At 63.7% G+C, this 14,571-nt stretch carries 12 protein-coding genes; 6 read left to right on the top strand and 6 right to left on the bottom strand.

Annotation, left to right across the window (positions count from 1 at the left end; translation table 11 throughout):
• Positions 1–16: 16 nt before the first annotated feature.
• Entirely contained in the window at positions 17–652 is a 636-nt protein-coding gene (locus EY713_RS12955; protein ID WP_131115444.1) for a PilZ domain-containing protein, read from the top strand.
• 71 nt (positions 653–723) lie between these two features.
• On the opposite strand, the gene EY713_RS12950 is transcribed toward EY713_RS12955, so the two are convergent.
• The 3 genes from EY713_RS12950 to EY713_RS12940 form a co-directional block, all read right to left on the bottom strand.
• Positions 724–1,119, bottom strand: a complete 396-nt coding sequence (locus tag EY713_RS12950) for a DUF3126 family protein (RefSeq protein ID WP_131115442.1) — start codon at positions 1,117–1,119, stop codon at positions 724–726.
• 137 nt (positions 1,120–1,256) lie between these two features.
• The gene (gene cysE / locus EY713_RS12945) at positions 1,257–2,090 is read right to left on the bottom strand and encodes a serine O-acetyltransferase (protein WP_131115440.1); all 834 of its coding nucleotides are present in this window, start codon (positions 2,088–2,090) and stop codon (positions 1,257–1,259) included.
• A 93-nt stretch (positions 2,091–2,183) separates the two neighbouring features.
• On the bottom strand, positions 2,184–2,963 hold the full coding sequence (locus tag EY713_RS12940; RefSeq protein WP_131115438.1) for an alpha/beta fold hydrolase: 780 nt from the start codon (positions 2,961–2,963) through the stop codon (positions 2,184–2,186).
• Positions 2,964–3,118: 155 nt separating this feature from the next.
• Between EY713_RS12940 and EY713_RS12935 the strand changes: the two genes are divergently transcribed.
• The 5 genes from EY713_RS12935 (at position 3,119) to ppc (ending at position 9,825) form a co-directional block, all read left to right on the top strand.
• On the top strand, positions 3,119–3,367 hold the full coding sequence (locus tag EY713_RS12935; RefSeq protein WP_131115435.1) for a zinc-finger domain-containing protein: 249 nt from the start codon (positions 3,119–3,121) through the stop codon (positions 3,365–3,367).
• Between the two features lie 22 nt (positions 3,368–3,389).
• Positions 3,390–4,595, top strand: a complete 1,206-nt coding sequence (locus tag EY713_RS12930) for an FAD-dependent monooxygenase (protein WP_131115433.1) — start codon at positions 3,390–3,392, stop codon at positions 4,593–4,595.
• A 100-nt stretch (positions 4,596–4,695) separates the two neighbouring features.
• A complete protein-coding gene (locus tag EY713_RS12925) occupies positions 4,696–5,652 on the top strand; it encodes a division plane positioning ATPase MipZ (protein ID WP_227400103.1) in 957 nt (318 codons plus the stop codon).
• Between the two features lie 118 nt (positions 5,653–5,770).
• Complete coding sequence (locus EY713_RS12920; protein ID WP_131115431.1) at positions 5,771–6,901, top strand: zinc-binding metallopeptidase family protein; 1,131 nt, start codon at positions 5,771–5,773, stop codon at positions 6,899–6,901.
• Between the two features lie 146 nt (positions 6,902–7,047).
• On the top strand, positions 7,048–9,825 hold the full coding sequence (ppc, locus tag EY713_RS12915) for a phosphoenolpyruvate carboxylase (protein WP_131115429.1): 2,778 nt from the start codon (positions 7,048–7,050) through the stop codon (positions 9,823–9,825).
• A 13-nt stretch (positions 9,826–9,838) separates the two neighbouring features.
• On the opposite strand, the gene EY713_RS12910 is transcribed toward ppc, so the two are convergent.
• Genes EY713_RS12910 through EY713_RS12900 form a run of 3 tightly spaced genes read right to left on the bottom strand, consistent with a single transcriptional unit; the run spans position 9,839 to position 14,453 of the window.
• Complete coding sequence (locus EY713_RS12910) at positions 9,839–11,002, bottom strand: efflux RND transporter periplasmic adaptor subunit (RefSeq protein WP_131115427.1); 1,164 nt, start codon at positions 11,000–11,002, stop codon at positions 9,839–9,841.
• Positions 11,003–11,016: 14 nt separating this feature from the next.
• Positions 11,017–14,196 carry an efflux RND transporter permease subunit gene (locus EY713_RS12905; RefSeq protein WP_131115425.1) on the bottom strand — a complete coding sequence of 1,060 codons (3,180 nt, stop codon included), beginning with the start codon at positions 14,194–14,196 and terminating at the stop codon, positions 11,017–11,019.
• Entirely contained in the window at positions 14,190–14,453 is a 264-nt protein-coding gene (locus tag EY713_RS12900) for a hypothetical protein (protein WP_131115424.1), read from the bottom strand. The genes EY713_RS12905 and EY713_RS12900 overlap by 7 nt, the downstream gene beginning before the upstream one ends.
• Between the last annotated feature and the right edge of the window lie 118 nt (positions 14,454–14,571).

The raw sequence follows: 14,571 nt of genomic DNA, 5'->3' as shown, positions 1-14,571 counted from the left end.
CCGTGATGGTCGTCGCATGACGATTGCGCATGCCCCTGCCCTGTTTCAGTCCGCGTCCCGTGGTGTGACGCCACCCGGCGCGGAGCGTCGCCGCCATCAACGCGTGCGGGTGCAACTGCTCGGGCGTTACATGCTCGGGGACCGGCAGGAATATCCGTGCCAAGCCATCGACATGTCACCGGGCGGGGCGTCGCTGGTGGCTGCCGTCAAGGGCATCACGGGGGACCGGGTGGTCTGCCACCTCGATCAGATCGGCCGCGTCGAGGGCGTCATCGCACGCCTGACCGAAACCGGTTTCGCGATCCAGATCAGTGTGCCGCTGGTTCGGCGGGAGAAGCTCGCCGAACAATTGACGTGGCTGGCTAACCGGCAAGCACTCGGCTTGCTGGACGGGCGACGTCACATCCGCATCGTTCCACGGCTCGGTCGTACCACTGTTACGACTCAGGATGTCAAGACGATGCCGGCGCGACTCCTGGACGTGTCGCTCTCCGGAGCCGCGCTTCAATGCGACATCCGGCCAGCGATAGGCGCAACGGTGTCGATCGGCAATACCCGTGGACGGGTCGTGCGGGCGTCTGCGGGATGCCTCGGAATCGAATTCGACGCGCTGCTCCCGATCGACACGTTCGACGAACACATCGTTCTCTAGGCCGCCAAAATACGGCAGGCCGCAAAGATGCAGCAGGCCGCCTAAATGCGGCAGGCCCGAGCAGGCAGGCCTCAGCGCTCTTCGAGATCGTAGTCGAGGATCGCCATCTGAAACGTGTAGGAATTGCCCTTCGGATCATCGGCCGAGACGATGCCGAGAAAGTCGCTGCCCGAATTGAGTTCGACCGAGTCGGTCTTCTTGGCGCGCGCCATCACCTTCAGCTTCGGATTTTCGAAGAGCAGCCGCAGATATTCTTCGATCGCCGGCCGCTGCACCGGGATCTTCATTTCAAACGAAAAAGAGCGGTCGCCGTCCTCGTCGTCGACCACGAGCTTGCCGATCTTGCGCTCACCCAGTGCGACGTCGGCGGCGCCGTCCTCCTTGGCGTGTTGCGTGACCTTCAGGCCCGTATTGCCCAGGATGCCACGCAGATAGTCCTGCAACTGATGCAGTTCGGTCTTGTTCAAGATGATCCCCCGGATCGCGTTGGGCCGATATCGGCGGTGGAGGACTCGCGAGTCCCGATCGATCGACGCGCCGACATGCCGTCGTGGTGCCTATAGGCCGATCGACGCGAGGCCGCCAGCCTGCCGTTCTCGGCAGATCAAGCGTCGCCTCCGCGATCGAGTTTCTGCAGCCGCTGCTCCATCGAACGCGCCGGCTCCGCACATCCGGCTTCGCCGACGACCCGAGCCGGCACACCCGCGACGGTGGTCTTCGGCGGAACGGGTTGGAGCACGACCGAACCGGCCGCGACTCGCGAGCAATGGCCGACCTCAATATTGCCGAGCACCTTGGCGCCTGCGCCGATCAACACGCCATGACGAATTTTCGGATGCCGATCGCCGCTCTGCTTGCCGGTGCCCCCGAGCGTCACGTCCTGCAGCATCGAGACATCATCCTCGATCACGGCAGTCGAGCCGACGACCAGACCGGTCGCATGATCGAGGAACAGGCCCTTGCCGATCACGGCGGCGGGATGGATGTCGGTTTGAAACACGCTCGACGACCGACTCTGAATGTAAAGAGCGAGATCCTGGCGGCCGGCCTTCCACAATGCATGCGCCATGCGGTGCGTCTGGATGGCGTGGAACCCTTTGAAATAGAGCAAAGGCTGGATGAGCTTGGTGCAGGCCGGATCACGCTCGGCGACCGCAAGAAGATCGGCCGCGAAGGCCTCCTGTAATCCGGCGCTGGTGACAAGGTCGGTAAAGACTTGCCGCAACAGCGTTCCCGGCACGTCAGGATGATCGAGCCGCGCCGCGATGCGATGCACCACCGCCCCCGCCAGGTCGTCGTGATTGAGCACGGTCGACAGCATCAACCCTGCGAGTTCCGGCTCGTTGCGGAGCACGGCTTCCGCCTCGTTTCTGACGCGGTCGAAGAGAGGATCGGTCCCGGGAAGGCCGATCACCTTGGCGCTCGAGCGCTGATCCATGACAACTCCTCGCGATCATCGGACCGCCTGTTGCCCTTACAAATACGGTTCTGACCCGTGGGCGCAAGCCCCCTCCGGGATGCGTCTCACCACTCAGGACCGCGCGGCGAGGAACGCCAGAGCCCCGCGCTTATACACCTTATCGCCCACCGCGAAATTATGGTCCCGATCGGGAATCACCAAAGCTTCGCCAGCCGGCAGCAAAGCCGCCAGCGCATGCGGGTCGCCGGCGATGTGATCGGTGCTGCCGACCGCCACGAGAGCGGGGCAGCCGATCGTGCCGAGTTCGGCCGCGGACAGCACCTGGCGTGTGCCCCGAATACAGGCCGCAAGGGCAATCCGGTCGTTGCCGTTCTGGTCGGCAAAGCGCCGAAACATCCGTTGTGTCGGATCGGTCAGGTCGTCGAGGCTCGCGGCCTCCATGGCATCGGCGATATGCGGCGGCAGGCTCGCGCCGTCGACGAGATGGTGCCCGAGACCACCCAGGATGATCGATCGAACCCGATGCGGATGGCCGAGCGCCAGAAACGCGGTGATCCGCGCGCCCATCGAGTAGCCCATCACGTCGGCCTGCTCGATGCCGCAATGGTTGAGCAGGCGCGCGACATCGTCGGCCATCAGGGGGGTCGCGTAGGCGGCCGGCTCATGCGGCTTATCGCTCTGCCCATGGCCGCGATTGTCGAGCGCGAGAACGCGATAGCCGGCGTCCGTCAGCGTCTTGACCCAACCCGGATTGACCCAGTTGACCCCATGATTCGACGCGAAGCCATGCACCAGCACCACCGTGTCGGCCCCCACCGGGCTGGCGATCTCCGGAGAGGGAGCCGCATCCAGATAGGCGATGCGAAGGCCCGCCGAGTCAAAATGATCCATGCTCTATCCCGCGCTGAGGAGCCATGTAGTTTTGCCCTACACAAGGCTGCCGCGTCCGCATATGGTGCGGCCGCTCGCCCGTCCAGTATTCCGCGACGAATGTTGCGGAAAGGGATCTTGGCTTCGACGCCCGAACCATAACCGCCGGATACGCAATGGCCGCCCATTTCACGACCCCGCATTTCCACAATCAGCCGGGTGTTCCGGTCATCCGGATCGGCGTACACGAATTCATGTGCACCGGCGCCTTGCCGCCCTTCGACCATCCGCATGTCTATATCGACATGGGCGATAGCGACGACGCGGTCTGCCCGTATTGCTCGACCCGCTTCGTCTTCGTCGCGTCGCTCGGTCACGGCTGCTCACCAGCCGAATGCGAGTTCAACCCCGACACCGCCCCCTGACACGCCAGCCCGAGCCCCAACCATGCGTCATGTCGTTATGGCCGGGGCCGGGATCGCGGGGCTGACCGCAGCTTTGTCACTGGCCCGACACGGCACGAAGATCTCCGTCTTCGACCGGGCGCCCGAGTTGCATGAAGCGGGTGCGGGTTTGCAACTCCCCCCTAACGCGACGCGCGTGATGGCCGACCTCGGCCTGTTGGAGCGCTTGCGAGAGACCGCGGTCCGGCCCGACCGGCTGCGGATCAGGCGCGGGCGGGATGGCGCGACCATCGTCGATCTTCCATTCGGCGCCGCAGCGGAAGCGCGGTATGGCGCCCCGCTCCTGGTCATTCATCGGGCCGATCTCCAGGCTGCTCTGCTGGAAGCCGTTTGGGCGCATCCGTCGATCACAATCGAAACGGGTCAGTCCGTAACATCATTCGCGGTCGATGGTGGGACCGTCATCGCAAACCTGTCGAGCGAGGGGCACAATCGATCCATAGCGTCGGATGGCTTGATCGGCGCCGACGGCCTACGATCCTCGATCCGATCGAGGCTCGCAGCAGACCGGGGCGATGATCGGACCTATGCTGGACGGATCGCCTGGCGGACGTTGGTGCCCGCCGCAGAGGCGCCGGCCTTCGCTCGTGCGTCGGCCACCAACCTGTGGCTCGGCTCCGACGCCCATCTCGTTCATTATCCCGTGCGCGGCGGCGCGCTCATCAATGTGGTGGCGATCGTCGCCGACAGGTGGGAGGGATCGGAGGCCGCGCCGAGTCTTTGGACGGTGCGCGGCGACTCCGCTCGGCTGAAGAAACCTTTTGCGGCTTGGAGCCGTGAGGCTCGCGACCTGATCGAGGCGGCTCCGGACTGGCGGATCTGGCCGTTATTCGACCGACCTCCCCTTGCTCGCTGGTCGACCGGACCGATCACATTGGTGGGCGATGCTGCGCATCCGGCACTTCCGTTTCTGGCGCAGGGTGCTGCCGGCGCGATCGAGGATGGATGGGCCCTCGGGCTGGCAGCCGCCCGCCATCCGTCGGATACCCCTGCGACCTTTGCGGCCTACGAGCGGCTGCGCCACGCCAAGGCCGATCGCGTGCAGCGCGAGTCGCGGCGGCAAGGGTCCGTCTACCATTTCGGGGCCGTCGCCGGGATGGCGCGTGATCTCGCGATGCGGTCCATGGGGCAACGACGCATGCTGGATCGATACGACTGGCTCTATGGAAAACCAGCGGCTGACGCATGATCATGACGGCACAATGGCCGGCTCACAACTTTTGGACATGACGGCCGCGCCTTTTCGCCTGCTAGGCAGGGGAGGATGATCTCGCCACAATGCAGGTGGGGTGAGTAAGAAGATTCGGACCAGTATGGCGATCGATGACGACCACCCCGATTTACGCAGCGCCCATGTTATCGTCGTGGCCAATGAAAAAGGCGGCACGGGTAAATCGACTCTGTCGATCCATCTGACGATCGCATTGCTGAAGGCCGGCTATCGCGTGGCCTCGATCGATCTCGACACACGTCAGCGCACGCTGACCCGATTTTTGGAAAACCGGCAATCGTGGGCCAGCGCCGGGGGCCGCGACATCGAGATGCCGTTTCATCATGCGCTCGACCGCGCCACGACGGCCGACGTGATCGAGAACGAGACACGCGAATTTGCCGGCTTCGCGGACGCCATCACTCAAATCGAGCATGATTACGAATTCGTCGTGGTCGATACGCCGGCGAGCGACAGCTACCTGATGCGGCTCGCCCATTCGCTCGCCGACACGCTCGTGTCGCCGATGAACGACAGCTACATCGACATCGACGTCTTCTCCCGCGTGCATCACGATCGGGCGCGACGCGGTATGATCGCCCATTATGCCGACCTCGTGCTCGACGCGCGGCGGAAGCGCCGACAAGCCGATGCGGGCCTGATCGATTGGGTCCTGGTTCGGAATCGCATCGCCTCGTTGCAATCGAACAATGCCCGCCAGATCGCCATCAGCCTCGGCAAGCTCGCGCCGGAACTTCTGTTCCGCACCGCCGAGGGTCTGCACGACCGCGTCATTTTCCGGGAATTATTTCCGATCGGCCTGACGGCGCTCGATCCGATCGAGGCCGCGACGAAGACAGGCGTCCTCACCGGCTCGCAGTTGGCGGCGCGGCAAGAGATCATGTCGCTTATCGAGACGCTGCGACTGCCGGAGCGGGTACCAGGCATGGCGCATCTCGAGGCGCGGCATCTCTGGTTCGAGCGCCTTTCCGCCTATTATGCCGATCTTGCGGCCGGACGCGACATGCAGGGGTGAGTTGCGGACGGATCAATCCGTTGACCGATGCGTTCGCTTCATGTTGTGCAACGGTCCGATATGCCGATGGTCTCGTCTGTTGCGAGATCAACGAAGCGGCACAGCAACGAGCGCGCGCTTGAAACTTTTCGAATGTCAGATGTGCGGCCAGGCGCTCTACTTCGAGAATACGCGTTGCGAACGCTGTCATCACCGGCTTGGCTATATCGCGAGCGAGCAATGGCTGGCGGCGCTCGAGCAATCGGCCAATGAAGCGCCCCTCTGGCACATCGGCGGCCAACCGAACCGACAATTCCGCTTCTGCGAAAACGCCGAGCAAAAAGCCTGTAACTGGCTCATCCACGCTGACGCGACGGAGCGTTTTTGCGCCGCCTGCCGGCACAATCACCTCATTCCCGATCTCGCGCTCGGCCAGAACCTCAAACATTGGCGGCTGATGGAGCTTGCCAAGCACCGTCTCTTCTACACGCTGATGGAGCTCAACCTTCCGCTCGTCACGCGCGTCGAGGATCCGAAGGAGGGACTCGGCTTCAACTTCCTCGAAGACACGGATGCCAATAAGAAGATCTTCACCGGCCATACCGACGGCATGATCACGATCAACATCGCCGAAGCCGACGATGCCGAGCGCGAGCGTCGCCGGAATACGATGCATGAGCCGTATCGCACCCTGCTCGGCCATTTTCGCCATGAGATCGGGCATTGGTATTGGGATCGGCTGGTGCGCGACGCCCCCGCGCATCATGCGTTCAGCATCGTTTTCGGCGACGAAAGCCCCGACTACGGCGAGGCGTTGAAGCGTCACTACAAAGATGGAGCACCGACCGATTGGCGGCAGCGCTACGTCAGCGCCTATGCGACGAGCCATCCTTGGGAGGACTTCGCCGAGACCTTCGCGCATTACCTGCATATCGTCGACACGCTGGAAACCGCCAGCGAGTTCGGCATCGTCGTGCATCCGCGGCACCTCACCCATGCTGAGCAATTGTCGACCGACATCGACTTCGAACCGCAATTCGCCAAAACCGTGAATGCTTTGATCGATGCGTGGCTCCCGCTCACCTTCGCGGTCAACAGCCTCAATCGGAGCATGGGCCAAGCCGACTTCTACCCCTTCGTGCTGTCACCGACGGTCGTCGACAAGCTTGGTTTCATCCACGATCTGGTGCACGGCCGCATCGGCTACGAGGCGCCCACCCAAGAGCCGATGCTGCAGGACCGACGCCCTCCCGCCGACAATGCAAGCTGAGCCAGCATCGTTTTGCACCGGCCTTTGCGGCAGCGCACAAACGCTGCTTGTTCCAAGGCCCGGATTTTGCAAAAGCTGACGGATGACGAGCGTTCGCGCTCCTGGTGCCGAGCGCCGGCGCCAGCCGCAACGACAGCCGGTGAGCTATGCAAGCATCAACCTCCACACCCGCTCTGGCCGACGATGCGGCGCTCGCCAAGGATCAGCCGCTGATCGAAGATATCCGTCTGCTCGGCGCCTTGCTGGGGGACATCATCCGCGAGCAGGAAGGCGTTGCGGATTTTGACCTGGTCGAACGTATCCGCCGTCTCAGCGTCGCCTACCGCCGCAACGCCGACACGGCGGCCGGGCACGACCTCGAACTGCTCTTGAGGGGGCTGACCCCCTCGCAGGCCGTTTCGGTCGCCCGCGCGTTCAGTTATTTTTCCCATTTGACCAATATCGCAGAGGATCGCCACCACGTTCGGCGGCGGGCCATCTACGACCTGCAGCATGAATCGAAGCCGCAAGACGGCACACTGGCACGGGCCTTCGAGCGTTTGGCCGAGGCTGGAATCGACCCCGATCGGATCGCCGAAAGCCTGAGCCATGCCTGGGTATCGCCAGTTCTCACCGCCCACCCGACGCAGGTGCAGCGGAAAAGCCTGCTCGATGCCGAACTTGCGATCGCCGAGCTGCTGGCAGCGCGCGACACATTGCGGGGGTCACGCGACATCGCTCTTAACACGGCGCTGCTCCGGACCCGCATCACCCAGATGTGGCAGACCCGATTGCTGCGCTTTCGCACCCTGACGGTGCGGGACGAGATCGAGAATGCGCTCAGCTATTATCGCACGACGTTCCTCCGCGCGATCCCACGGCTCTATGGCGACCTCGACCACATGCTCGGCCGGCGCTCGGCCCCCTTCTTCCGCATGGGCAATTGGATCGGTGGCGATCGCGACGGCAATCCGAACGTCGACGTGACGACACTCGAATTCGCGCTCAAGCGACAGAGCGAGACGGCTCTCACCTTCTATCTCGACGAGGTACAACACCTCGGCGCGGAACTCTCCATGTCGCGCATTCTGGTCGGATGCAGCCCCGAGTTGGAAGAGTTGGCGCGGCAATCGGGCGACGTCAGCCCGCAACGGGAGGATGAGCCCTACCGGCAGGCCTCGATCGGGATCTATGCCCGGCTTGCCGCAACGTTGCGGTTGCTGACCGGCACGCAAGCCCCGGTGCAGGCCCTCCTACAGGGCCAACCTTACCCCGATAGCGCAGCCCTCCTGCACGACCTCCGGATCATCGCGACCTCGCTGCGTGACCGACATGGCGGCGACATGGTGGATTTCCGTCTCGAGCCGCTGATCCGCGCCGTCGAGGTCTTCGGCTTCCACCTCGCTACGGTCGATCTTCGCCAAAGCTCCGACCGCCACGAGGAGACGCTGGCCGAACTTCTGGCGCAGTCGGGCGTCGAGGCCGACTATCCCGCGCTCGACGAGGACGCCAAACAGGCGCTGCTGCTGCGCCTGCTTGGCGAGGGGCGGCCGCTTCGCCTTCCCTATCTTGCCTATTCGGAGCGCACCACGAGCGAACTCGCCGTGTTCGACGGCGCGCGTCGCATGCGTGCCCTGTTCGGCCCCGAGGCGATCCGCCACTACATCATCAGTCACACCGAAACCGTCAGCGATCTTTTGGAAGTGCTGCTGTTACAGAAGGAACTCGGACTTCTGCACGGCACCGTCGGCCCGGGCAGCGCGGCTGTCGCAGACCTGATCGTCAGCCCGTTGTTCGAGACGATCGCCGACCTTCGCAACGCCGAGCCGATCATGCGGGCCTTTTACGCCCTGCCCGGCATCGAAGCGCTGGTCCTGCGATCCGGCGGCCAGCAAGACATCATGCTGGGCTATTCGGACAGCAACAAGGACGGCGGCTTCTTCACGAGCACCTGGGAGCTGTATCGATCATCGACCGCACTGGCCAAGATGTTTGCCGAACGCCCCGGCATCACACTGCGACTGTTTCACGGACGAGGCGGCACGGTAGGTCGCGGTGGCGGCCCGAGCTACCAGGCCATTCTGGCGCAACCACCCGGCACGGTGAACGGACAGATCCGCCTGACCGAACAGGGCGAGATCATCTCCAGCAAATATGCGAATCCCGAAATCGGGCGGCGCAATCTCGAATTGCTGATGTCGGCCAGCCTCGAGGCGACTTTGCTGTCGAGCAAGCAGCAACCCGACCCGGCCTTTCTCGATGCCGCCGCAAGCCTATCGACCGCCAGCATGGCGGCCTATCGCACGCTGGTCTACGACACGCCCGGTTTCACGGACTACTTCTTCGCCGCGACACCGATCGCCGAAATCGCCGATCTGAACATCGGCTCGCGGCCGGCCTCGCGCCGCTCGACCCGCAAGATCGAAGATCTGCGCGCCATCCCCTGGAGCTTCTCCTGGGGACAGAGCCGCGTCACGCTGCCGGGCTGGTTCGGCTTCGGCTCGGCGGTCGAAAGCTTCGTGGCGGAGGATCGGGAGAACCGGCTCGATCTGCTGCGCCGGATGAATGCCGAATGGCCCTTCTTCCGCACCATCCTGTCCAACATGGACATGGTTCTGGCCAAGGCCGATGCGTCCGTCGCGCGGCGCTATGCCGAATTAGTGACCGACCAGGCGCTTGCGGGACGCATCTTCACGGACATCGAGGCGGAATGGACCCGCACGATCGAGATGCTGCACGCTATCACGGGGCATTCCGAGCGGCTGGCCGAGAACCCGACCCTCGCGCGCTCGATCAATCATCGCTTCCCCTACATCACGCCGCTCAATCATCTTCAGATCGATCTGATCCGCCGCTGGCGGGCGGGCCAGACCGACGAGAAAGTGCAGCGCGGCATCCTGATCTCGATCAACGGTGTTGCGGCAGGTCTCCGCAACACCGGCTAAAGGGACGCCTCGATCAGGGGGGCGGAGCGGCCGCGGGCTGCTCCGGCAGGGCTTTCACCGGCATGCCGGGGCCGATTTTCTGCAGGTTGCCGACGATGACCCGGTCATTCTCGGCAACGCCAGTGAGCAGCGCGACGAGATCGCCCGATGTCGGGCCGAGCGTCACAAGATGCTGTTCGACCGTTTCGCCGGCACCGACCACCATCACATATTTGCCGAGTTGGCTCGACCCGATGGCGATCTGCGGCACCATCAGCGCGTCGGGCTGATCGCGAACGTGAACGCGCACGCGCACATATTGGCCCGGCAGCAGGCTCAGATCCTTGTTGTCGATGGTGGCTCGCGCCGTCACGGTGCCGGTCGACCGATCGACCGTATTATCCACGAAGGAGAGTTCGCCCTTGTGGCTCGCGGTCGTCTCGCCCGGAACTGAAATATCGACTGTGACCGGCCCCGTCTGCTTGGCTTTCTGGATGGCGGCAAGATCCGTCTCACCCGGATTGAACGCCACATAGATCGGGTCGAGCTGCACGAGGGTATTCAGCACGGTGCCGCCGGTGCTGACCAAGGTGCCGACCGGCGCCTGATTGCGGCCGAGCCGCCCGGGGAACGGCGCGCGGATCGACGTGTAGTCGAGATTGAGCTGCGCCGCCCTCACGCTCGCATTATCGGCGAGCAGCGACGCTTCTGCCTGCCGCATGGTGCTGGCACGCTGATCATAGCTATCCTTCGCCAACCAACCGCTCTTCGACAATTCGTCACCGCGATGAAAATTCGACTTTTGATAGTCGAGCGATGCCGAGTCACGCGCGATCTGTGCATTGGCCTGATCTAGCGCGACCTGGAAGTCACGCGGATCGAGCCGATAGAGAAGGTCGCCGGTCTTCACGTCCGATCCATCCGGCACGGCCTGTTCCAGCACATAGGCCGAGACTTTTGCCTGGAGCGTGATGGCGCGGATCGACTCCGTCCGGGCTGAATAATCCAGCACGATCGGAATGGTCTTCTTCACGACCTTGGTGACCGGGACCGGCATGGCCTGGGGCGGAGCACCTTGTGCCGACGCGACCGCCGGGCGCGGCCACCAATGGCCGCGTTCGACTTCGCCGTAGCCATAGACGGCTGCGGCAGCCACGAGCGCGAGGGCCGTGCCGATGAGGAGAGAACGCTTTCGCATGGGGTGGTGCTCCGTCATTCGGCCGCATGGGGGTGAGGCTCCGGCCCATAACGGACTGGCTCCTTCGGGGCGTGGACAGCGTCCGCCGCGACCACTGGGTCACGCTCGCGCATCCGCTCGATGATGGCATAGAACACCGGCACGAAGATCAGCGTCAGTATGGTGGCGGCCAACATGCCGCCAAAGACCGTGGTGCCGAGCGACTGCCGGCTCGCGGCGCCCGCGCCGGTCGCGATCGTGAGCGGCAGCACGCCGAGGATGAACGCAAAAGCCGTCATCAGGATCGGGCGAAGGCGCAGCCGACCCGCTTCCATGGCGGCCTCGACGATGCTCAGGCCTTCCTCGCGACGGCGCTTAGCGAATTCGACGATCAAAATCGCATTCTTGGCCGCGAGGCCGATCAGCATCACGAAGCCGATCTGCGAGTAGACGTCGATCTGCATGCCGCGCACGAACAGCGCCGCGAGCGCCCCGAACAGGGCGAGCGGAACCGCCAGCAGGACCATGAACGGCATGGACCAGCTTTCGTATTGAGCCGCGAGGATCAGGAACACGAACACGATCGCGAGCCCGAAGATGAGGCTGGCGGCCGACCCGGCCTTGAGTTCCTGAAACGTGATGCCGGTCCATTCGAACGCGAAGTCACGCGGCAGAACCGCATTGGCGGCCCGCTCCATCGCCGCGACGGCTTGCCCCGAACTGAAGCCCGGCGCCGCGCCGCCGTTGATCAGCGCGGACGCGTAGTTGTTGTAATGCGGCACGGTTTCGGGTCCGACGATCGGCTTCAAAGTTCCGAGCGTCGAGAGCGGCACCATACCGCCGGTCGAGTTGCGGACGTAAAGGCGCGAGATATCGGCAGCGCCCGACCGCGCATTTTTGTCGGCCTGGATCGTGACCCGGAACGTGCGCCCAAACAGGTTGAAGTCGTTCACGTAGAGCGAGCCGAGATAGATCTGCAGCGTGTTGAACACATCCGGCAGACTCAGCCCGAGCAGCTTGGCCTTGTTCCGATCGAGGTCATAGTTGAATTGCGGCGTCGAGGTGCTGAACGAGCTGAACAATTGCTGCGGATTCAGCTCGGGCTGTTTGCGCGCTTCGGCCAGCACCGCCTGCGTCGCATCGTTGAGCGCGACGCTGCCGCGCCCCGTCAAATCTTCGATTTCGAATTCGAAGCCGCCCGTGGTCCCGATGCCGGGGATCGACGGCGGATCGAAGCTGAGCGCGAAGGCACCGGGAATGCCGAGAAGCTTCGGCCGGACAGCCGCCACGATCTTTGAGGCATTCTGTTCAGGCGGCCGCTGGTCCCACGGCTTGAGAATGGCGAATTCGACAGCCGAATTCGATTGCGCCGCGTTGGTCAGGAAGTTCAATCCGCTGATCGAGCCGACGATCTCGACACCCGGCTCGTTCTGCAGCACGTCCCGCACCTGCTTGGCGATGACGTCCGTGCGCTCCAGTGACGAGCCATCCGGCCCCTGGATCACCACGAAGAAATAGCCCTGATCTTCGACCGGCAGGAAGGTGCTCGGCAGCCGCGTCCACAGCATATAGGTGCCCACAAGACCGACAGCGAAGACGAGCATCAAGGCCCAGCGGAACGCGATGAGGCCGCGCACCATGCTGGCGTAGAAGTGGGAGAGCCACTCGAACCCGCTGTTGAACCAGCGGAACAGGATGAACGGCTGCTGTGGCCGGTGGCGCAGGAACACAGCCGCGAGAGCCGGGCTGAGCGTCAGCGAGTTGAAGGCCGAGATGCCGACCGAAATCGCGACCGTCAGCGCAAACTGATTGTAGAGGCGGCCCGCGACGCCCGGAATGAACGCGACCGGGATGAACACCGCCATCAGCACCGCTGTGGTGGCGATGATCGGCCCCGTCACCTCGGACATGGCCTTGCGGGTCGCCTCCATGGGCGGAAGACCCGCTTCGAGCTGTCGCTCCACGTTCTCGACCACCACGATGGCATCGTCGACCACCAGACCGATCGCCAACACCATACCGAGCAGGCTGAGCATGTTGAGCGAGAAGCCGCAGACATGCATAACCGCGAGCGTCGCGATCAACGAAACCGGGATCGCGATCGTCGGGATGATGGTCGTGCGCCAGCTCTGCAAGAAGATATAGACCACCATGACGACGAGGATCAGCGCCTCGCCGAGTGTGATGACGACGTCGTGCATCGAAGCCGACACGAAGCGCGTCGTGTCATAATGCATCGCGTAATCGATGCCCTTCGGGAACCGCTTTTTCAGCTCCTCCATCTTGTTCAGGATGTTCTTCTGCAGATCGAGCGCATTCGAGCCCGGCATTTGATAGACCGCCAGGACGACGGTCGGGTCCTTGCCGAAGAAGGCCGTCGACGCATATTGCAGCGCGCCAAGTTCGATCCGGGCGACATCCCGCAGCCGCACCACGGAGCCGGTCGCCGGATCCGCATGCACGACGATCTCACCGAACTGCGCCGGATCGCTCAGGCGACCGACCGCATTGACCTGCATTTCGAACGGGGTGCCGGCGGGCGCGGGGGATTGCCCGATCTTGCCGGCCGCGACCTGCACGTTCTGTTCTGCGATGGCGCTTTGAACATCGACGGCGGTGATGCCGAGATTGGCGAGCCGGTCGGGATCGAGCCAAACCCGCATAGAATAGCGCCGCTCGCCGAAGATCTGCACGTCGCCGACCCCCGGCAACCGCTTCAGCGGATCGACAATCTGGAGATAGGCGTAATTGCTCAACGCGACCGGGTCGATCGACCCATCGGGCGAGGTCAGATTGACGATGAGGACGAAGTTGGGGTTCTGCTTCTTGATCGTCACGCCGGCCTGATTGACGATGGCGGGCAATGACGAGGCGGCCTGCGACACGCGGTTCTGCACGTCGACGGCCGCGATGCTGAGCGGATAGCCCACGTCGAACGTCACCGTGATGGTCGACGACCCATCGTTCGAGCTCGACGAGGACATGTAGGTCATGCCCTGGACACCGTTGATCTGCTGTTCCAGCGGCGTCGTGACCGTATCGGCCACGACCTGCGCGCTGGCGCCAGGATAGACGGCGCTGATCACGACCTGCGGCGGCGTGATGTCGGGAAATTGGGAGACGGGGAGCAGCAGGTAGCAGATCGCCCCGGCCATCACCATGATGACCGCAACGGCCGACGCGAAGATCGGCCGTTGCGTAAAGAACCCTACCATGCGCGGATCATCCCCCAGGACGCGGCGGACATGCGATCGGCCGGCGCCGAACACGGCACGGGCCGACGACGCTCCGGCGCACGCGGGCCGATTTCATTCGTCTGGCGATCCCGCCACGAGCGTTCGACTGATTGAGCGGTGGCGCGGAGAAGCGACTCGAAACGGATGGGGTCGACATGATCGGCGCGCATCGCGGCCCCGATCACAGGGTCGGCCAATGCGTCTTCGATCGTCAAATCGAGGCTCTTGCAGGTCATGGTGCCTTCCTTGCGAACGCCGTTGCGCCCGCCCCGGTCTCGCCGGTTCCGGAACGGGCCATGGCCTTTCATTGACCATGACCCGCCACTATGTTACTGGGCAGTAACAAACGAAGAG

The organism is Lichenihabitans psoromatis (assembly GCF_004323635.1).
GTDB lineage: Bacteria > Pseudomonadota > Alphaproteobacteria > Rhizobiales > Beijerinckiaceae > Lichenihabitans > Lichenihabitans psoromatis.
The sequence above is the reverse complement of the archived record's forward strand: the minus strand, read 5'-3'. Positions and strand labels throughout refer to the sequence as shown.